Origin of the sequence: Streptomyces endophytica (assembly GCF_026153355.1) — a bacterium.
GTDB lineage: Bacteria > Actinomycetota > Actinomycetes > Streptomycetales > Streptomycetaceae > Streptomyces > Streptomyces endophytica.
In genome coordinates this window covers 849815-868991 of record NZ_CP110636.1, presented here as the reverse complement: position 1 = coordinate 868991, position 19177 = coordinate 849815, and the positions used below count along the sequence as shown (strand labels likewise).

Sequence of the window (19177 nt, the reverse complement as noted above, 5' to 3'; positions counted from 1 at the left end):
GAGGCCGGGGATCATCTCTGACGAGCGGCGGAGCGCCAACCGGGAGAACCTGCTTTGAGTCGTGAATCTGACAGTTCGTCCTCCGGCCCGCGGGGCCGTGGCGGAGCCGCGTACCCGTCAGGGACGCCGCCGTACGGCTCGCCCAGGGGAGACGCCGACGAGGCGCTGGCGCCCGGTGCCGCGGCGCAGCCGGAGGAGCCCAAGACCGAGACCACGCTGACGACGCGGATCAAGATCAACATTCCGGGCTCCCGCCCGATCCCGCCGGTCGTCGTGCGCAAGCCCGTCGGTGAGGAGTCCGGCATGAACGGATCGGCCGCGTCCGGCGGTTCCCGCGGCGCCCCGCGCCCGGCGCGCGGTGCCGAGCGCGGTGCCGAACGCACCGGCAGCACCCCCCGCCCGGAGGCCACCGCGGACGACGCCACCACGGGCGGCCGCGGCGAGAAGACCAGCGACTGGTTCGCGCCGCGCAAGCCGCAGGCCGGGCCGCCCCCGGCGGCCGGCTCGTCGTCGAGCACCGGATCGCACCCCGCGCCGCCCGCCCCGGGCGGTACGACCCCGCCGCGCGGCCCGTCGGGCACCGGTACGCCCCAGCGCCCCGACCTGCCGTACTTCTCCGACGCCCCGGCGGCGCAGGGCGGCGGCTCGCCGTTCGACGAGGGCGCCCGGTCCGGTGGCCCCTCGCCGTTCGACGGCGGGCAGCGGGACGCCGGTTCGCCCTTCGACGGCGGCCCGCGGGACGCCGGTTCGCCGTTCGACGGCGCGGGCCACGGCAGCCCCTCGCCGTTCGACGCGCCCACCGGCGTGCCCCGGGACCACAGCCCCTTCGACGCCCCGGCGGCCGGCCCGAACGGCCCCGCCGGTCCCACCACGGGGCCGGCCACCGGCGACTCGGCGCTCAACCTCCCGCCCGGCTTCAACAGCCCGGCACCGAAGATCGACGACACCGCCGAACTCACCCCGCAGGCCCCCGGTCCGCTGACCGGCCCGGGCAGCGGCCGCGGCGCCGGCGGCGTCTCGGGCGGTCTGCCCGGCTCCCAGGCCGGCCCGGCGTCCGGCGGCCCGAAGGGCGGCACCCGCGGCCAGGCACCCGGCCGTCGCGACCGGGTGTCCGGCGACACCCTGGTCAGCGGCATCCCGGCGACCCCCGACGGCCCGTCGGCCCCCTCGCCGTTCGCCTCCGCACCGGGTGACGGCGACAGCGCGGCCCCCAAGCCGCGGCCCAAGATCCCCGAGCCGATCAACCCGCCCAAGAAGGGCCGCAACAAGCTGGTCCTGGCCGGCGTCGCGGTCGTCGTCCTGGCCGGCGTCGCCTACGGCGCGGGCCTGCTGCTCGACCACGCCGACGTGCCCAACGGCACCACCGCGCTCGGCGTGGACATCGGCGGCACCACCAAGGACGAGGCCGTCAAGAAGCTGGAGTCGGCGCTCAAGGACCGCCGCACCGCGCCGCTCAAGCTCACCGTCGACGGCAAGGCCGAGACCCTGCTGCCCGCCAAGGCGGGCCTGGACATCGACCCGCAGGCGACGGTCCGCAACGCGGCCGGCCGGGACTACAACCCGGTCTCCGTCATCGGCTCGCTGTTCGGTGTCGACCGAACGGCCAAGCCCGCCATGGTCGTCGACGACGAGAAGCTGGCCGTCGCGCTGGAGAACGTCGCCGGTCCCGGCGGCGCCGCCGAGGACGGCGGGATCACCTTCGAGAACGGCAAGGCGGTGCCCCACTACGGCGTCCCGCACAAGGCGATCGACGTCAAGGCGTCCCGCCAGAAGGTCACCGACGCCTACCGCGAGCGGGTCACCAACGGCACCGACACCCCCGTCGTGCTCGCCGCCGGCACCCAGCAGCCGCGGGTGAGCAAGGCCGCGGTGGACCGGGCGATGAAGCAGTACGCCGAGCCCGCGATGTCCGGCCTGGTGACGGTCCGTTCGGGCGCCCACACGGTCTCGTTCAGCCCGCAGAAGTCCATCCCGAAGTTCCTGTCGTTCAAGATCGGCAGCAACGGCGAGCTGGTGCCGTACTACGACCGCACGGCCCTGAAGGAGCTCTACGGCGACACCTTCAACGGCGTGCTGCTCACCAAGGGCGACGGCTCGAAGAAGCCGGTCACCGTCGAGGACGTGGCCAGCGCGGTCGCCAAGGCGCTGCTCGGCCGCACCTCCGCCGAGCGGGTCCAGACCGTCGGCGCGGACGGCTGACCGCGGACCGTACGACCACCGGCCCGAGGCCCCCTGGAGGCACTCCCGGCGCACCGCCCCGGGAGAACCCCTAGGGGGCCTCCCCCATGACAGATGTCATGCCGGAGTGCGTACGTCCGACACTGCCGGACACCGGGGCGCGACCGGGAAGCTGACAGCATGACGACGACAGCGACCAGCACAGCCACCGCCGCCCAGGAGGCGGGCCGGGCACCGGTGGTCAGCTTCCGTCAGGTCAGCAAGAGCTACGGCGCGGTGCGCGCGGTCGCCGACCTGAACCTGGAGCTGCACCCCGGCGAGACCGTCGCCCTCCTCGGCCCGAACGGCGCCGGCAAGTCCTCCACCCTCGACCTGCTGCTCGGCCTGCGCAGTGCGGACGCCGGCACGGTGACCCTCTTCGGCACGACCCGCAGCACGCCATCGAGCAGGGCAGGGTCGGCGCCATGCTGCAGAGCGGCGGCCTGATGGAGGGCGTCAAGGTCCGGGAACTGGTGAAGCTCGCCCGCGATCTGCACCCGCGCGGCTACCCGCTCGACGACATCATGGCCACCGCCGGCATCACCGAGATCGCCGACCGCATGGTCGACAAGCTCTCCGGCGGCCAGGAGCAGCGGGTCCGCTTCGCGCTCGCCACCGCCGGCGCCAACGACCTGATCGTGCTGGACGAGCCGACCACCGGCATGGACGTCTCGGCCCGGCAGACCTTCTGGGGCGCGATGCGCGGGCAGGCCGAGCAGGGCCGAACGGTGCTGTTCGCCACCCACTACCTCGAAGAGGCCGACGCGATCGCCGACCGGGTGATCGTGCTGCACCGCGGCCGGGTGCTGGCCGACGGCACCGCCGCCGAGATCAAGGCCCGGGCCGGCGCCCGTCGCGTCACCTTCGACCTCGACGAGCCGGTCGACCACGACGCGCTGCACGGCCTGCCGCACCTGACCTCGCTGACCGTGTCCCACAGCGGCTCCGCCGCGGGCTCCGGGCGCACCGTCCGGATCCAGTCCCAGGACGCCGACGCCACCGTGCACGCCGTCTACCAACTCGGCCTCTACCCGCACAACCTGGAGGTCGCCGGCCTCGGCCTGGAGCAGGCCTTCATCGCCCTCACCACCGCGTCCGACCAGAGCCCCGCCACCGCCGAGGAGGCGGCCCGATGACCACCCTGATCAAGCTGGAGATCGTCCGCGCGCTGCGCAACAAGAAGTTCATGTTCTTCTCGGTGATCTACCCGCCGGCGCTGTACCTGATCATCGCCGGCGGCGCGGACAGCTCGCCGATCCCCGGCATGAAACTGAACATGGGGCTGTACTTCATGGTGTCCATGGCAGCATTCGGTGCCATGACCGCCGTGCTGCTGGGCAACAGCGAGCGCATCGCCAAGGAGCGCGAGAAGGGGTGGGTGCGGCAGCTGCGGCTGACCGCCCTGCCGGGCCGCGGCTACGTCGCCGCCAAGATGGCCGCCGCCGCGACCGTCAGCCTGCCGTCGATCGTGCTGGTCATGCTCGCCGCCGCCCTCGTCAAGGGCGTCCGGCTGGAGGCCTGGCAGTGGCTGGCGATCGCCGCCGGCACCTGGCTCGGCAGCTTCGTCTTCGCCGCCCTGGGCGTCGCCATCGGCTATCTGGCCACCGGTGACGCGGTCCGCCCGATCGCCATGCTGATCTACTTCGGCCTGGCGTTCCTCGGCGGCCTGTGGATGCCGCTGACGATCCTGCCCCAGTGGGTGCAGGACATCGCCGAATGGCTGCCCACCCACGCGTACACGGCGCTCGGCACCGCCGTCGAGGCCGGCGCCGCGCCACACGTGAAGGACATCGCCCTCCTCGCCGGCTACCTGGTGCTGTTCGCCGGCGGCGCGGCCTGGCTCTACCGGAAGGACACCCGCAGGGCATGAGCGGAGCGGAGACCGACGACAACCCGGTGATGATCGGCGCCCCGCCGCGCACCCGCCGCCAGGCACTGGTGAAGTCCGTATGGATCGCCATCTGGTTCGGGTACCTCGCGGGCCCCGTCGGGAGCCTCGCCGAGGGCGGGATGTCCCCGGCCCACGAGGCGCTGGGCTGGGTCGGTTTCTGTACGTTCGTCGCCGTCTACTTCGCCCTGGTCTTCCGGCACATGGCCCACCGGCCGATGCCCTCGGTCGCGCTCCGGGCGGGCGTGGCCTTCCTCGCGGCACTGGCCGTGCTGCTGTCCTGGACGCTCGGCCCGAACTGGCTGGTGCTCTTCACGTTCGTGTCCGTCGCGGTCGCGGTCACCCAGCCCTTCCGGACGTCCCGGTGGGCCATCCCGGCGCTGACCGCCACCCTCGTCCTGATCGGCACGCGCTACCCGGACGTCCGGTCCTACCTCTTCGCGTACGCCCTGCCCTGCCTGCTCAGCGGGTTCGCGATGGTCGGCGTGCAGCACCTGATCCGTACGACCCAGGAGCTGCGCGCCGCCCGCCAGGAGGTCGCCCGGCTCGCCGCCAACGAAGAGCGGCTGCGGCTCGCCCGCGACCTGCACGACCTCCTCGGCCACTCGCTCTCCCTGATCACGCTCAAGAGCGAGCTGGCCGGCCGGATGCTGCCGGACCGCCCGGACGACGCCGCCCACCAGGTCGCCGACATCGAACGGGTCAGCCGGCAGGCCCTGGTCGACGTGCGGGAGGCGGTCACCGGCTACCGCCGCCCCCGGATCGCCGTCGAGCTGGCCGGGGTCCGGGCCGCGCTGCGCACCGCCGGCATCACCGCCGCCGTCGACCCGGCACTGGACGACGAGCACCGGGGCCTGGCGGCAGACGAGGAGGGCGCCCTGGCCTGGGCGCTGCGCGAGGCCGTCACCAACGTCGTCCGGCACAGCGGCGCCCACCGCTGCGAGCTGCTGCTGACCGAGGAGTGGGAGGCCGACGAGCGGCGCTACCTGTGCCTCGCGGTCATCGACGACGGCATCGGGCCGCCGCGCGGCGGCGGCCACGACGGCAACGGCCTGACCGGCCTGCGCGAGCGCCTGGCCCTGACCGACGGCCGCCTGGAGACCGGCCCGGCCCCGCGCGGCCGCGGCTTCGCGCTGCGCGCGTACGTGCCCCTGGCCGCCCCGGCCCCCTCGCCGCCCGTCACCGAGGCCGCCCCGGAGCCGCTGCCGGGCCAGGCGTAGCCAGCGGCCGTACGCCCGCCCGAAGGCCCCCGCCCACGCTCTAAGCTGACCGGCATGATCAGGGTGTTGCTGGCCGAGGACCAGTCGATGGTCCGGGAGGCGCTGGCCGCGCTGCTGTCGCTGGAGGCGGACCTGGAGGTCGTCGCACAGGCGGCGCGCGGTGACGAGGTGGTGGCCACCGCCCGGGCGCACGACGTGGACGTCGCCCTGCTGGACATCGAGATGCCGGGCCTCACCGGCCTGGACGCGGCGGCCGCGCTGCGCCGCGAACTGCCCGGCGTGAAGATCGTCATCCTCACCACCTTCGGCCGCCCCGGCTATCTGCGCCGCGCCATGGAGGCCGGCGCGGACGCCTTCCTGGTCAAGGACGCCCCGGCGGCCCGGCTCGCGGACGCGGTGCGCCGGGTGCTGCGCGGCGAGCGGGTCATCGACCCGGCGCTGGCGGCGGCCGCGCTGGCCGACGGCGCCAGCCCGCTCACCGAGCGCGAACGGGAGGTGCTGCGGACCGCCGCGGACGGCGCCACCAACGCCGAGATCGCCGCCGCCCTCCACCTGTCCCAGGGCACGGTCCGCAACTACCTCTCCACCGCCATCCAGAAGACCGGCGCCCGCAACCGCGCCGAGGCGGTCCGCACGGCCCGCGACAAGGGCTGGCTGTAAGCATCCCCGGTGCCGGCCGCCGGCCCCGGGGACCTTCGCCCTGTGCGCCGTCGGGCCCCGTCCCGCAGGCTTGAAGTGTTATGCCCCTCAACCGTGTCCCGGAAGGCGGCCGCGGCACCACCGTGGTGCTGATCCTCGTGATCGTCGGCGTCACGGTCCTGGACGCGGTCGACATCGGCCCCGAACTGCACCAGTCCGCCTTCCTGGGCATCGCCCCGCTGTACGCCGCGCTGCGCTGCTCCCTCCGGCGGACCGTCCTGGTCGCGGCGGTCTACCTGGTGTGCCTGACGTACGTCGACCTCTTCACCGTCGCCGACTGGGCCCCGGTCAGCCGGATCACCGCCGTCTTCGGGGCCTGCCTGGCGGCGGCCTTCTCCGTGATGCTGTGCCGCGTCCGCCTCCAGCGGGAGGCGCTGCACGCCCGGACCAGCCTGGTGGCCGACACCGTGCAGCGGGCCATGCTGCGCGAGCTGCCGCTGCGCGCCGGCCCGATCGAGGCGTACGGCTTCTACGTCTCCGCCCAGGAGGGCGCCCGGGTCGGCGGCGACATCTACGAGGCCGTCGACACCCCGCACGGGCTGCGGCTGATGATCGGCGACGTGCAGGGCAAGGGCATGCCGGCGATCGGCGCCGGCCTGGAGGTGCTGGCGGCGTTCCGGGAGGCCGCGCACTACCACGACGCCCTGGAGACGGTGGCCGACCGGATGGAGCAGGCACTGGGCCGCTACAACACGCGCTCGGCCGAGCAGGGCACCGACGAGCGGTTCGTCACCGCGCTGCTGATGGAGGTGCGGGACGGCGGGACCGCGCCGCCGCGCGGCCGGGTGCTCTCCTGCGGCCACATCCCGTACTACCTGATCCGCGACGGCGCGGTGTACGAGCGCCGGGACGGCGAGGGCGGGCTGCCGCTGGGCCTGGGCACGCTCGGCGGCGAACCGCGGCGCGGCGCACCGGTCCGCCCGGAGCCCGGCGACCGCATCCTGCTGTGCACGGACGGCGTGACCGAGGCGCGCGGCCCGGACGGCACCTTCTACCCCCTGGGCGAGCGGCTGGCCGGCTGGACCCGGCTGGAACCGCCCGAGCTGGCCCGCACCCTCCGGGCCGACCTGGAGGGCTTCACCGGCGGCGACCTCAAGGACGACGCCACCGTCCTGATCGTCGGCCGCCGGGCCGAGGCGGCTCAGTTGAGCATCGCGCGGGCCGCCGCGGCCTGACGGCGGATCGCCTCCGCACCGGCCGGGTCGACCGCCGCCACCACCTCGGCGTACTCCGTCAGCTCCGCCGCCCCTTCGAGGAACTCCCCACGCCGGACCAGGAGTTGGGCCCGCTCATGGCGCAATCGCGCGGGATGGCTGGGCAGCAGCAGCGACAGGTCCAGCGCCCACAGCTGCACCGCGCTGTGCTCGGGCCGGGCCTCGGCCCAGGCCCGGATGTTGTTGAGCACCCGCAGCACGATCTCCCGCGGATCGGCCGGGGCCGTCATCGGCCGGGTCAGCTGCCCGCCGGTCGCCCCCGCGACCAGCAGCGCCGCGTCCTCGTCGGTGAGCGGCCGCCCGCCGGCGAACGGATCGGCGAGCACGTGCGCCCCGGCCGGATCGCCGAACCCGACGACGAAATGGCCCGGCAGCGCCACCCCGTACACCGGTGCGCCGGCCCGCCGGGCGACCTCCATCCACACGATCGACAGCAGGATCGGCAGACCCCGGCGGCGCCGCAGCACCTCGTGCAGCAGCGAGGACTCCAGCCGCCGGTAGTCGGCGGGCGAGCCGCCGAAGCCGCAGCGGGTGCCGAGCAGCTCGGCCAGATTGCGGGCCCACGCCCCCGGTCCGCCCGCCGGGGCGTACGGCAGCAGCCCGGCCAGCCGGTCCAGCTCGATCTGGGCCGCGTCCATGCCCGCCTCGTCCAGCCCGGGATCGGCCTCGGCCGCCACCAGCAGACAGAGCAGGGACAGATCGGGCCGCTCCTCGCGGGCGGCCGCGGCGAACCGGCGCCGCCGCGCGGCCCGCGCGTCCGGCTCCGGCCCGGGTTCCTCAGGCGTACGGGATGCCATACCTGACCGGTACCCCGTTCAGTGCCCGCCGGGCAGGGCCCGCCGGTAGTGGTAGCCGTGGTGGTCGGTGAAGCCGAGCCGCTCGTAGAGCGCCAGCGCGCCCGCGTTGTCCGCCTCGACCTGGAGGTACGCCGCGGAGGCGCCCTCGTCCAGCGCCCGTTCGGCGAGCGCCGCCATGACCAGCGAGGCCAGCCCCCGCCGCCGCTCGGCCGGGGCCACCTCCACCGCCGCGAAGCCCGCCCAGCGACCGTCCACGACCAGCCGCCCGATGGCCGCCGTCCCGCCGTCCTCGCCCCGCACCGTCGCGAACCACACCGACGGGCCGCCGGTCAGCACCTTCAGCGCCGCCGTGCCGGGGCCGCCGGCGTCGCCGGTCCGGTTGTAGCGGGCCAGCCAGGCCTCGTCCGGCTCCCGGGACAGCGTGACCCGGGAGAGGTCCGCGTCGGTGTCGGCCAGCGGGGCCAGCGCCGAGATCAGGACCCGGGTGTGCGCTTCGCCCTGCCAGCCGCGCCGCTCCAGCTCGGCGGCGAGCGCCTCGTCGGTGTCCGCGCGCCCGGTGGCGACCACGATCACCGGCGGCAGCCCGCGCGCCGCGTACCACTGCGCGATCCGCTCCAGCGCGGTGTCCAGCGGAACCCGGGATCGCCGATCGGCAGCACGGAATTGCCCCGCCTGCTGAAGCCCACCCGTCGCCCGGCCACCACCCCTCCAGGACGGGCTTCTCCCGGCACCTCCTGCACGCTGGCCCGCAGCGTCCATTCCCCGAGGCGCTCGGTCTCCGTGGCGGGCCAGCCGCGCGCCGCGACCTCCTGGAGCTCGCGCGCGCCGGCGGAGGGGACCTTCCTGCGGGGCCGGGCCGCGGGCACGACCTTGGCGGCGACCAGTGCGGACTCCTCGATCCGTACGCACTCACCGGAGCGGCGTGTGATGCTCAGCACACCCTCGTCCCACGATGTGAGCACCCCGACCGCGTCCGTGAACGCCGCTCCCCCCTCCCGGTCCCCGGTGAGGCGCCGGACGGATACCCTTTTGCCCACGTCAGCACGGGTGATGCGGACCTCCGCGCGACCGCCGGCCAGGAATTCCATCGCTCAAACCGCCCCTCTTGTTCGTCTCGTGCCCGGGAACGGAGATACTAGGTGGCGGGCATCGACGACGCCGCGCTCCCGCGCGCCCTGCGGCGGTACCGCCAATCGGTCCGCCGGCCCTAACGAGGAGGAACGACAGCGTGACCTACGTCATCGCGCAGCCTTGTGTCGACGTCAAGGACAAGGCGTGCATCGAGGAGTGCCCGGTCGACTGCATCTACGAGGGCTCCCGGTCCTTGTACATCCACCCGGACGAATGCGTCGACTGTGGCGCCTGTGAGCCGGTCTGCCCGGTTGAGGCCATCTTCTACGAGGACGACACCCCGGAGGAGTGGAAGGACTACTACAAGGCGAACGTCGAGTTCTTCGACGAGCTGGGCTCGCCCGGTGGCGCCAGCAAGCTCGGCCTGATCGAGCGCGACCACCCCTTCATCGCAGCGCTGCCGCCGCAGAACCAGTAACCGCCCGGGCGGAGGGAGCCGGCCGGCTCCCCCTCCCCGGCGTCTCAGCGGCCGCACGGCGCCGCCCCGGTCCCGTACGGCCCGATCGCCTTGATCGCCGCCGTACGGGACCGAGGCGTTTGCCGCACCGAGGAAAGTGAGCCACCCGTGTCCGCAGTGTCCGAACGCCCACCCGTCGCCCACCACCACCCTTCCACGGCGTCGCTTCGCGACCGTCTGCCGGTCTTCCCCTGGGACAAGCTGGAGCCGTACAAGAAGACGGCCGCAGCCCACCCCGACGGGATCGTCGACCTCTCCGTCGGCACCCCGGTCGACCCGGTCCCCGAGCTGGTCCAGAAGGCGCTGATCGACGCGGCGGACTCCCCGGGCTATCCGACGGTCTGGGGCACCCCGGCCCTGCGTGACGCGATCACCGGCTGGCTGGAGCGCCGGCTGGGCGCCCGCGGGTCACCCACCACCACGTCCTGCCGATCGTCGGCTCCAAGGAGCTGGTGGCCTGGCTGCCGACGCAGCTGGGCCTGGGCCCCGGTGACAAGGTCGCCTACCCGCGCCTGGCCTACCCGACCTACGAGGTCGGCGCCCGCCTGGCCCGCGCCGACCACGAGGTCTACGACGACCCGCGCGACCTGGACCCGGCGCACCTGAAGCTGCTCTGGCTGAACTCGCCGTCCAACCCGACCGGCAGGGTCCTGTCCCAGGACGAGCTGACCGGCATCGTCGCCTGGGCCCGCGAGCACGGCGTGCTCCTCGTCTCCGACGAGTGCTACCTCGAACTGGGCTGGGAGGCCGACCCGGTCTCGGTCCTGCACCCGGACGTCAACGGCGGCTCGTACGAGGGCCTGGTCGCGGTCCACTCGCTCTCCAAGCGCTCCAACCTGGCGGGCTACCGCGCGGCCTTCCTGGCCGGCGACCCGGCCGTCCTCGGCCCGCTGCTGGAGATCCGCAAGCACGGCGGCATGATGACCTCGGCGCCCACCCAGGCGGCGGTGGTGGCGGCGCTCGGCGACGACACGCACGTCCGGGAACAGCGCGAGCGCTACGCCGCCCGCCGCACGGCGCTGCGCGAGGCGCTCCTGCACCACGGCTTCCGCATCGAGCACAGCGAGGCGTCGCTCTACCTGTGGGCGACCCGCGACGAGCCCTGCTGGGACACCGTCGGCGCCCTCGCCGAACGCGGCATCCTGGTCGCCCCCGGCGAGTTCTACGGCGCCGCGGGCGAGCGGTTCGTCCGGATCGCCTTCACGGCCACCGACGAGCGGGTGGCCGCCGCGGTGCGCCGCCTGGCGGGATGAGCCGCGCCGGCTGAACGCACACGCGCGGGGGCCCGGGGAGACACCCTCCCCGGGCCCCCGCGCGTCGTTCGCGCGTCGTTACGCCTCAGCCGCCGAGCGGCAGCCCGCCGAGCAGCCCGCCCGGCGCCTTCCCGCCGACCAGCCCGGTGGCCTTCCCGGCCAGCGCGTCGGGCGCGCCGAGCAGCCCGGCGGCCTTTCCGGCCAGCGCGTCCGGCGCGCCGAGCAGCCCGGTGGCCTTCCGGCCAGCGCGTCCGGCGCCCGGAGCAGACCGCCGGCCGCCTTGGCCGGCAGCGAGTTGGTCGAGACCCCGTCCTTGGCGACCGGGCGCACCACGTCCTCGGCCTTGTTCGCCGCGCCCTGGGTGAGCGGCATGGCCTTCTTGACGACCGGGCCGGCGGTCTCGACCAGCGCCGGGGCGAGCTTCGTCGCCGCCTTGTTGCCGGCCTCGTTCAGCACGCCGACGCCGTGGTGCGTGGCGCGGTCGAGGGTGTCGCCCGTCTTGTGGGAGTCCAGGGGCGCCGTGAGTCCGCCGACCAGGTCGGGTGCCTTGACAGGCAGGGTCGCTGCGCTCGCGGTACCGGCCGCAGCGACCACGGGAGCGGCGCCTGCTGCGACGAGCAGGGCGGCTCGGGCGATCCGACGCGTAACGGGGAGGGACATGGTGCTCCTTTTACGGAGAAGGACTCGGACTTCTGACAGATGTGCTGTGCCATGTCCGCCGGGCGGACGCATTGACTACCGCGTCAGACCCCCGAAGGTTGCGGTGAACTCCGGTAAAGAGTTGGTAACGCATCACATAATCGGGCGTGCCGAAAGAAGGGCGATATGGACACGCCTCCGCGGGTGCGGAAACGTCACGGCCCTTGGCCCGCAAGGGAATTGACGGAAAGGACATTCCTCCGGGCGTCAACTCGCGCCCTTTCCAAGGGAATTACCGCTGTCCGTGCCCTGGGGAACCCTTACGGGCGATACCACAAACTATTGCGCGGTGATGATACGAACGTCGCGCCCGTCCGCCGCGGAACCGCCCGGCCGGTTCTGCCAGCCCTTCCCCGAATCGTCCGCCGTCCACGTCCGGCCGGCGTAAGAGATCTGTTCGATGCGCAGCTCCGCGGAGTGCGCCATCGCCCAGGTCGCCAGCTCCCACCCGCGCCGGGCGCCCTCGGACCCGGGGCGGCGCCCTGCCCGCCCTGTCCCACCGGTACCGTCACCCCGCGGTTGCCGCCCGCGCCACGGCCCCCGGCGGCGTCCGTCCGCGGCAGCACCCCGGCCCGAACTCCCGCACCAGCTTCTCCCGCACCGCCGCGGCACCGCCCGCCCGGCTGTCCTCCGGCCGGCTCTCGGTGCAGGTCATCGCGCCCGGGTCGCGTCCGGTCAGCGCGCCGGTCAGCCGCGCGGCGTTCACCTCGTGCTTCGCGTACGCCTGCGGATAGCCGCTGCGCTGCACCCGTTGCGCGGCGACGGTCAGCGGCAGCCGGGAGTAGCCGGGCACCTTCGCCAGATGCCGGTAGAACTCCCCGGCCGAATAGACCGGATCCATGATCTGCCGCACCGTGCCCCAGTCCTGGGACGGCCGCTGCTGGAAGAGCCCGACCGAGTCCCGGTCGCCGAATTCGATGTTGCGCAGCCCGGACTCCTGCATCGCGGTCGCCAGCGCGATGGTCACCGCACGCTCCGGCAGGCCCCGTGAGGACGCCACCGCCGAGATCGTCGCGGCGTTCGCGGCCTGCTCCGGCGACAGCTCGTACGCCTCCTCGTCCCCCTCGGCGCGCACCGTGCAGTGCGGCGCTCCGGGGCCGCCGGTGATGTACTGCACCAGGAGGTAGCCGGCCAGCCCGAGGAGTACGGCGAAGGCTGCGGCGAAACGCCACAGGCGCGTGCGGCGGACGGCAAAGGCGGGGCGGGCGGACACGAGCCCACCGTACTGGAGTGCTGCCGATAGGGTCGGAACCATGGAGCGCACCACACATCCCCCGGTCCTCGACCTGTCGCTCGACGCCGCCGCGCTCACCGCGCAGCTGGTCGACATCCCCTCCGAGAGCGGCAACGAGAAGGACCTCGCCGACGCGGTCGAGAACGCCCTGCGCGCCCTGCCGCACCTGACCGTCGACCGGTACGGCAACAACGTCGTGGCCCGTACGCAGCTGGGCCGCGACGAGCGGGTGGTGCTCGCCGGACACCTCGACACCGTGCCGATCGCGGACAACGTCCCGTCGCGGCTCGACGAGGACGGCGTCCTGTGGGGCTGCGGCACCTGCGACATGAAGTCCGGTGTCGCCGTCCAGCTGCGGATGGCCGCCACGGCCCCCGCGCCCAACCGGGACCTCACCTTCGTCTTCTACGACAACGAAGAGGTCGCCGCGCACCTCAACGGCCTCGGTCACGTCGCCGACGCCCACCCCGAGTGGCTCGCCGGTGACTTCGCCGTCCTCCTGGAGCCCTCCGACGCCCAGGTGGAGGGCGGCTGCCAGGGCACCCTCCGGGTCCTGCTGCGCACCACCGGGGAGCGCGCGCACTCCGCCCGCAGCTGGATGGGCGCCAACGCGATCCACGCCGCCGCCCCGATCCTGGCCCGGCTCGCCGCCTACGAGCCGCGCCGGCCGGTGATCGACGGCCTGGAATACCGCGAGGGCCTCAACGCCGTCCGCGTCGAGGGCGGGGTCGCCGGCAACGTCGTCCCCGACGCCTGCACGGTCACGGTCAACTTCCGCTACGCCCCCGACCGGACCCCGGAGGAGGCGATCGCCCACGTGCGGGAGGTCTTCGCGGACTGCCCGGTCGACGAGTTCGTCGTCGACGACCACTCCCCGGGCGCGCTGCCCGGGCTGTCGCACCCCGCGGCGAAGGCGTTCATGGCGGCCGTCGGCGGCACCGCGATGCCCAAGTTCGGCTGGACCGACGTCTCCCGTTTCAGCGCCCTGGGTGTCCCGGCCGTCAACTACGGCCCGGGCTACTCGCTGCTCGCGCACAAGAAGGACGAACGGGTCGAGACCGAGCGCATCCTGCACTGCGAGGAGCGGCTGCGCGCCTGGCTCACCGCCTGAGTACCGTGCCGTACCCCCTCGGGACCGGTGGCCGATCCCCGGCGGACCAGCGAAATTCCCCTGCGCTTCAGGCCGTCGGATCTACGCTGAAACGGCAAACGATCGTCAGCGGAGGGAGCATGTCATGGCCAGTCCCGAGGGAGCACCGGCCCCCGGTGAGCAGCGGCTGGGTCGCGTTCTGCGCCGCCACGACCAGGTGCAGGCCGGCACCACCGACCAGCGGCTGCTGGACTCCGCAGGCCCCTCCGAGTGGGTGCACACCGACCCCTGGCGCGTGATGCGCATCCAGTCGGAGTTCGTCGAGGGCTTCGGCGCGCTGGCCGAGCTGGGCCCGGCCGTCAGCGTCTTCGGCTCGGCCCGTACGCCGCGCGACTCCAAGGAGTACGAGATCGGCGTGCGGATCGGGCGGGCGCTGGTGGAGGCGGGCTTCGCGGTGATCACCGGGGGCGGCCCGGGTGCCATGGAGGCCGCCAACAAGGGCGCCCACGAGGCCGGTGGCACCTCCGTCGGACTGGGCATCGAGCTGCCCTTCGAGCAGGGCATGAACCCGTACGTGAACCTCGGCGTCGACTTCCGGTACTTCTTCGTCCGCAAGACGTGTTTTGTGAAGTACGCCCGGGGATTCGTGGTTTTGCCCGGCGGGCTGGGCACCCTCGACGAGCTCTTCGAGGCGCTCACCCTCGTCCAGACCCGCAAGGTCACCCGCTTCCCGATCGTGCTGTTCGGCACCGCCTACTGGGCCGGGCTGGTCGACTGGCTGCGCGACACCCTGATCGCCCAGGGCAAGGCGTCGATGCACGACCTGGAGCTGTTCCACCTCAGCGACGACGTGGACGAGGCGATCGCGCTGGTGACCAAGGAGGTCGGCATCCAGCCCTGAGCGGACCGGATCAGGGTGTCTCCCTGATCCGGCCTGATCAGGGAGGCGCCCCCTAGGCCAGGCCCCGGCGGGCGACCGCCGGGGGCCGGTGGCCGGCGATCGAGGAGACCATGTCGAGGACCTGGCGGGTCTCGGCGACCTCGTGGACCCGGTAGACCTGGGCGCCCAGCCAGGCCGACACCGCCGTGGTCGCGAGGGTGCCCAGCACCCGCTCCTTGACCGGCCGGTCGAGCGTCTCGCCGACGAAGTCCTTGTTGGACAGCGAGACCAGCACCGGCCAGCCGGTGGCGGTCATCTCGTCCAGCCGGCGGGTCGCCTCCAGGCTGTGCCGGGTGTTCTTCCCGAAGTCGTGCCCCGGGTCGATCAGGATCGCGTCCCGCCGCACGCCCAACTCCGCGGCCCGCTCCGCCAGTCCGAGCGTGACCTGCAGGATGTCGGCCATCACGTCGTCGTAGGTGACCCGGTGCGGGCGGTGCGCGGCTCGATCCCGCCGGCGTGGGTGCACACCAGGCCGACGCCGTACCGCGCCGCCACCTCGGCCAACAGCGGATCGACCCCGCCCCAGGCGTCGTTGAGGAGGTCCGCGCCGGCCTCGCAGACCGCCTCGCCGACCTCGTGCCGCCAGGTGTCGACGCTGATCACCACATCGGGGAACCGCTTGCGCACCTCGGCCACGAAACCGACCGTGCGGCGGGCCTCCTCCCCGGCGTCGACCTCCTCGCCGGGGCCCGCCTTGACGCCGCCGATGTCGATGATCGCGGCGCCCTCGGCCACCGCCTGCTCCACCCGCGCCAGCGCGGGCTCGTCACGGAAAGTGGCGCCCTGGTCGTAGAACGAGTCCGGAGTCCGGTTGACGATCGCCATGATCACCCGCTCGTCCGGTCCGAACTCGCGATTACCCAGCCGCAGCATTCCCTGACTTCCTCTCCATGGTCCGGGAGCGACCCTAACTGTCACACCCGCATGGCACGATCGGAGCAGGCACAAGTCCGGGAGTTGGTCGTGTTCTGGTTCTTGCTGATCGCGATGGTCGTGGTGGTCGCCGCGGTCACGCTCGTGGTCGTCGGCGGTGACGGCGGCGGCCTGCGGGACGCCGAGCCGGACCGGCTGTCCGACCCGCTGCCCGTCGACCGCCCGCTGGCCGTGCCGACGTGGACGCCGTCCGGCTGCCGGTGGGCGTGCGCGGCTACCGCATGGACGACGTCGACGGGGTCCTGGACCGGCTGGGTGCCGAGCTGGCCGAGCGGGACTCCCGGATCGCCGAGCTGGAGGCCGCGCTGGCCGGGGCGCACGCCGCGGCGATGGGCGGCCCGGGGCTCATACAGGACGGCCCGGCCGCACCCGGACCGGTGCCGGAGACACGGCCGGGGGCCGGCGGCCGTTCCGGGGACGCGGACGGGACCGGGGCGTCCGGCGGCCCGGAAGAGGGGGAGGACCGATGAGCGGTGTGGTGACGGAGCCGGACGGGATCCCGCGCTGCCCATGGGGCATGGAGTCCGCGCAGATGGCGGACTACCGCGCCTACCACGACACGGAATGGGGCCTGCCGGTCCACGGCGACGACGCGCTCTTCGAGCGGATGAGCCTGGAGGCGTTCCAGTCCGGCCTCTCGTGGATCACGATCCTGCGGCGCCGCCCCGGGTTCCGCGCCGCGTTCGCCGGGTTCGAGATCACGGCGGTGGCGCGGTTCACCGAGGCGGACGCCGAGCGGCTGCTCGCCGACCCCGGCATCATCCGTAACCGCGCCAAGATCGCCGCGACGATCAACAACGCCAAGGTCGCCGCCGCGCTGGCCCCCGGCGAGCTCGACGAGCTGATCTGGTCCTACGCCCCCGACCGGGCCGGCCGCCCGGTGCCGCGCACGGTCGGCGATGTGCAGCCGGTGACCCCGGAGTCCACGGCGCTCGCCAAGGACCTCAAGAAGCGCGGCTTCCGCTTCGTCGGCCCGACCACGGCGTACGCGATGATGCAGGCCTGCGGGCTGGTCAACGACCATCTGGCGGACTGCCACGTCCGGGCGACGGTGGAGGCGGCGGCGGGCTGACCCGGCCCGGCCGGTGGGCGGCCCGTGCGGCGGCCCCGTCCGGCCCGGCCGCCGCGGTCAGCGGCCGAGGAAGACCGGCTTCTCCTTCTTCACGAACGCCTCGACCGCGATGTGGTGGTCCTCCGACGCCCCGGCCCGGCCCTGCAGTTCGTCCTCCTTGCCGAGGGTCTCGGCGAGCGAGTGCCCCGCCCCGTAGGCCAGCGACTCCTTGATCGCGGCGTAGGCGGCGGTCGGCCCCTGGGCCAGCCGGCGGGCGACCGCCGCGGCCTCCTCGGCCAGTTCGGCGGCCGGGACGACCTTGTTGGCGATGCCCAGCTCGTACGCCTCCTGTGCGCTGATCGACCGCGGGAAGAGCAGCAGGTCGGCGGCGCGGCTGTGGCCGATCAGCCGGGGCAGGGTCCAGGAGACCCCGGAGTCCGCGGTCAGCGCGACGCCCGCGAAGGAGGTGTTGAAGGAGGCGGTGTCGGCGACGACGCGGTAGTCCGCGGCCAGCGCGAAGCCCGCCCCGGCGCCCGCGGCGACCCCGTTGACCCCGGCGACCACCGGCTTGGCCATCTCGGTCAGCGCGGTCACGATCGGGTTGTAGTGCTCACGCACGGTGTTCATGGTGCCGCCGGAGCCGGTGGCCCGGTCCTCGGCCAGCAGACCGATGTGCTCCTTGAGGTCCTGCCCGACGCAGAACGCCCGCCCGGTGGCGGTCAGCAGCACCGCCCGGACCGCCGGATCGGCCGCGGCCTCCTGGAGCGTGTCCCGCAGGAGCACCTTCGCCTCGACGTTCAGTGCGTTCATCGCGTCCGGGCGGTTGAGCGTGATCGTCGCGAGTCCGTCGGTCACGTCGTAGAGCACGGTGTCGGCCATAGTTGGGAATCCCCTCCGTCGCGGCTCGGCACTGCCCGGTGGCGGGCAGTCAGCGCTCAGGATGCCGGAGATCATCGGCGGTGCGCATGTGACGTACATCAAAGATCGCGGGCGCGTCGGGAGTCGGCGGGCGGAGAAGTATCGCAGCCCGCTCCCCGAATTGGGTGGGTTTGCGGGTGCGAGTTGCCGAAGGGATGCTGCCCGATGTTGGTCATCGGGTCGTTCGATGCGGGATAATGGCCTGGAAGCAATGTGTTCGATGCCGGTGACACGTGCCTATCCGGGCCGTCGGCTGAGATGAGCTGGTTTCAGGAAGGGGAACGAGCATGGCGGCCATGAAGCCGCGGACGGGTGACGGCCCGCTCGAGGTGACCAAGGAGGGGCGGGGCATCGTCATGCGCGTTCCGCTCGAAGGCGGCGGGCGGCTCGTCGTCGAGCTGACCCCCGACGAAGCCAAGGCCCTCGGAGAGGCCCTGGAGAAGGTCACCGTCTGACAAGGGTGAGACACCGGCGGATGCCCGGGCCCGACTGGGCCCGGTACCCCAGCCGAGACCCCGGCCCCGGCAGGCGGCGCGCAGTGACGGCGCGCCGCGTGCCGGGGCCGTTCGCATGTCCGGGTCGTTGGGATGGCGGGGGCCGCGCGCCGGGGCATGCGCGTGCGGCCGGTCAAGCCGGGGCATGCGTGTGCGGCCGGTGAAAGGGGCCGGTGGCCCGGAGTTCCGTGGGGCGGGCGCTCAGCCGCGCTTGACCGCGCAGAGCAGGCCGTCGCCGACCGGCAGCAGGGACGGCACCAGCGTGGTGCTCTCCCGCACCGCCCGCAGCAGTTCGCGCAGCCGCAGCACCTCCGCGGGCTGCACGGCAGAGTCCACCGTCCGGCCGTCGGCGAAGACGCCCTCGAAGCACACCAGGCCGCCGGGGCGCAGCAGCCGCAACGATTCAGCGAGGTATTCCAGGCACTCCATCAGGTCGCCGTCGCAGAAGACGAGGTCGTACCCGCCGTCCGCCAGCCGCGGCAGGACGTCCAGGGCGCGGCCCGGGATGAAGCGGGCGCGGTTGCCGGCGAAGCCCGCGGCGCGGAACGCCTGCTTGGCGAAGGTCTGCCGCTCGGGCTCGCAGTCCACGGTGGTCAGCACGCCGTCCGGCCGCATGCCGTGCAGGAGGTAGATGCCCGACACGCCCGTGCCGGTGCCGATCTCGGCGACGGCCTTGGCGTCGACGGTGGCGGCGAGCAGCCGCAGGGCCGCGCCGGTGCCGGTGGTCACCGTGCGGATGCCGGCCTCGCGTGCGCGGTCACGGGACCAGCGCAGGGCGGCCTCGGTGGTGCCGTCGATGGTCCCGGCGCCGTACGCCTCGGCGAATGCCAAGCTCGTCTGCCGGTTGCCGGTAATGGCCCTCTCCTGTCCCCGTAGTTGACGCAACCGTGACTGTATCCGCTGCGTGCGGGAACCCGCAGATGGGACCGGGCGTTAAAGAGG

Annotated in this window: 14 protein-coding genes and 6 pseudogenes; 13 read left to right on the top strand and 7 right to left on the bottom strand. The window is 73.7% G+C overall.

Going from position 1 to position 19177, the window contains the following annotated elements; all coding sequences use genetic code 11:
• Positions 1-54: 54 nt before the first annotated feature.
• From OJ254_RS03875 to OJ254_RS03850, 6 genes and pseudogenes are all read left to right on the top strand, one after another.
• A complete protein-coding gene (locus OJ254_RS03875) occupies positions 55-2199 on the top strand; it encodes a hypothetical protein (RefSeq protein WP_265361262.1) in 2145 nt (714 codons plus the stop codon).
• Positions 2200-2358: 159 nt separating this feature from the next.
• Positions 2359-3353 (top strand): annotated as a pseudogene (locus tag OJ254_RS03870) (ABC transporter ATP-binding protein).
• A complete protein-coding gene (locus OJ254_RS03865; RefSeq protein WP_265361261.1) occupies positions 3350-4087 on the top strand; it encodes an ABC transporter permease in 738 nt (245 codons plus the stop codon). The pseudogene OJ254_RS03870 and the gene OJ254_RS03865 overlap by 4 nt, the downstream one beginning before the upstream one ends.
• The gene (locus OJ254_RS03860) at positions 4084-5325 is read left to right on the top strand and encodes a sensor histidine kinase (protein WP_265361260.1); all 1242 of its coding nucleotides are present in this window, start codon (positions 4084-4086) and stop codon (positions 5323-5325) included. The genes OJ254_RS03865 and OJ254_RS03860 overlap by 4 nt, the downstream gene beginning before the upstream one ends.
• Positions 5326-5379: 54 nt before the next feature.
• Positions 5380-5985: a response regulator transcription factor gene (locus OJ254_RS03855; protein ID WP_265361259.1), complete on the top strand. Its 606-nt coding sequence runs from the start codon at positions 5380-5382 to the stop codon at positions 5983-5985.
• 80 nt (positions 5986-6065) lie between these two features.
• A complete protein-coding gene (locus OJ254_RS03850) occupies positions 6066-7199 on the top strand; it encodes a PP2C family protein-serine/threonine phosphatase (RefSeq protein ID WP_265361258.1) in 1134 nt (377 codons plus the stop codon).
• On the opposite strand, the gene OJ254_RS03845 is transcribed toward OJ254_RS03850, so the two are convergent.
• The gene (locus OJ254_RS03845) at positions 7166-8035 is read right to left on the bottom strand and encodes a transglutaminase-like domain-containing protein (protein WP_265361257.1); all 870 of its coding nucleotides are present in this window, start codon (positions 8033-8035) and stop codon (positions 7166-7168) included. The genes OJ254_RS03850 and OJ254_RS03845 overlap by 34 nt on opposite strands.
• 18 nt (positions 8036-8053) lie before the next feature.
• Positions 8054-9123: pseudogene (locus tag OJ254_RS03840) on the bottom strand (GNAT family N-acetyltransferase).
• A gap of 140 nt (positions 9124-9263) precedes the next feature.
• On the opposite strand from OJ254_RS03840, the gene fdxA reads away from it, so the two are divergent.
• Both fdxA and OJ254_RS03830 read left to right on the top strand, forming a co-directional pair.
• The gene (gene fdxA / locus OJ254_RS03835; RefSeq protein WP_018089397.1) at positions 9264-9584 is read left to right on the top strand and encodes a ferredoxin; all 321 of its coding nucleotides are present in this window, start codon (positions 9264-9266) and stop codon (positions 9582-9584) included.
• A gap of 156 nt (positions 9585-9740) precedes the next feature.
• Positions 9741-10876, top strand: a pseudogene (locus tag OJ254_RS03830) (bifunctional succinyldiaminopimelate transaminase/glutamate-prephenate aminotransferase).
• Positions 10877-10954: 78 nt separating this feature from the next.
• Here OJ254_RS03830 and OJ254_RS03825 read toward each other — a convergent pair.
• Together OJ254_RS03825 and OJ254_RS03820 are read right to left on the bottom strand one after the other, a co-directional pair.
• Positions 10955-11536: an ATP-binding protein gene (locus tag OJ254_RS03825; protein WP_265361256.1), complete on the bottom strand. Its 582-nt coding sequence runs from the start codon at positions 11534-11536 to the stop codon at positions 10955-10957.
• A gap of 318 nt (positions 11537-11854) precedes the next feature.
• A pseudogene (locus OJ254_RS03820) lies at positions 11855-12788 on the bottom strand (VldE C-terminal domain-containing protein).
• A 40-nt stretch (positions 12789-12828) separates the two neighbouring features.
• Here OJ254_RS03820 and dapE point away from each other — a divergent pair.
• Positions 12829-13920: a succinyl-diaminopimelate desuccinylase gene (gene dapE, locus OJ254_RS03815; protein ID WP_265361255.1), complete on the top strand. Its 1092-nt coding sequence runs from the start codon at positions 12829-12831 to the stop codon at positions 13918-13920.
• A gap of 124 nt (positions 13921-14044) precedes the next feature.
• Entirely contained in the window at positions 14045-14800 is a 756-nt protein-coding gene (locus OJ254_RS03810; RefSeq protein WP_265361254.1) for an LOG family protein, read from the top strand.
• 52 nt (positions 14801-14852) lie between these two features.
• Here the strand turns inward: OJ254_RS03810 and folP are convergent.
• Positions 14853-15712 (bottom strand): annotated as a pseudogene (gene folP / locus OJ254_RS03805) (dihydropteroate synthase).
• Positions 15713-15802: 90 nt separating this feature from the next.
• Here folP and OJ254_RS03800 point away from each other — a divergent pair.
• Both OJ254_RS03800 and OJ254_RS03795 read left to right on the top strand, forming a co-directional pair.
• Positions 15803-16242 (top strand): annotated as a pseudogene (locus OJ254_RS03800) (DivIVA domain-containing protein).
• Complete coding sequence (locus OJ254_RS03795) at positions 16239-16844, top strand: DNA-3-methyladenine glycosylase I (protein ID WP_279349754.1); 606 nt, start codon at positions 16239-16241, stop codon at positions 16842-16844. The pseudogene OJ254_RS03800 and the gene OJ254_RS03795 overlap by 4 nt, the downstream one beginning before the upstream one ends.
• Before the next feature lie 57 nt (positions 16845-16901).
• Here the strand turns inward: OJ254_RS03795 and chcB are convergent, their stop codons facing one another.
• Entirely contained in the window at positions 16902-17702 is an 801-nt protein-coding gene (gene chcB, locus OJ254_RS03790) for a 2-cyclohexenylcarbonyl CoA isomerase (protein ID WP_261955848.1), read from the bottom strand.
• Positions 17703-18028: 326 nt separating this feature from the next.
• Here chcB and OJ254_RS03785 point away from each other — a divergent pair, with 326 nt between their 5' ends.
• The gene (locus OJ254_RS03785; protein ID WP_003985072.1) at positions 18029-18196 is read left to right on the top strand and encodes a DUF3117 domain-containing protein; all 168 of its coding nucleotides are present in this window, start codon (positions 18029-18031) and stop codon (positions 18194-18196) included.
• Between the two features lie 240 nt (positions 18197-18436).
• On the opposite strand, the gene OJ254_RS03780 is transcribed toward OJ254_RS03785, so the two are convergent.
• A complete protein-coding gene (locus tag OJ254_RS03780) occupies positions 18437-19120 on the bottom strand; it encodes an O-methyltransferase (protein ID WP_261955847.1) in 684 nt (227 codons plus the stop codon).
• Between the last annotated feature and the right edge of the window lie 57 nt (positions 19121-19177).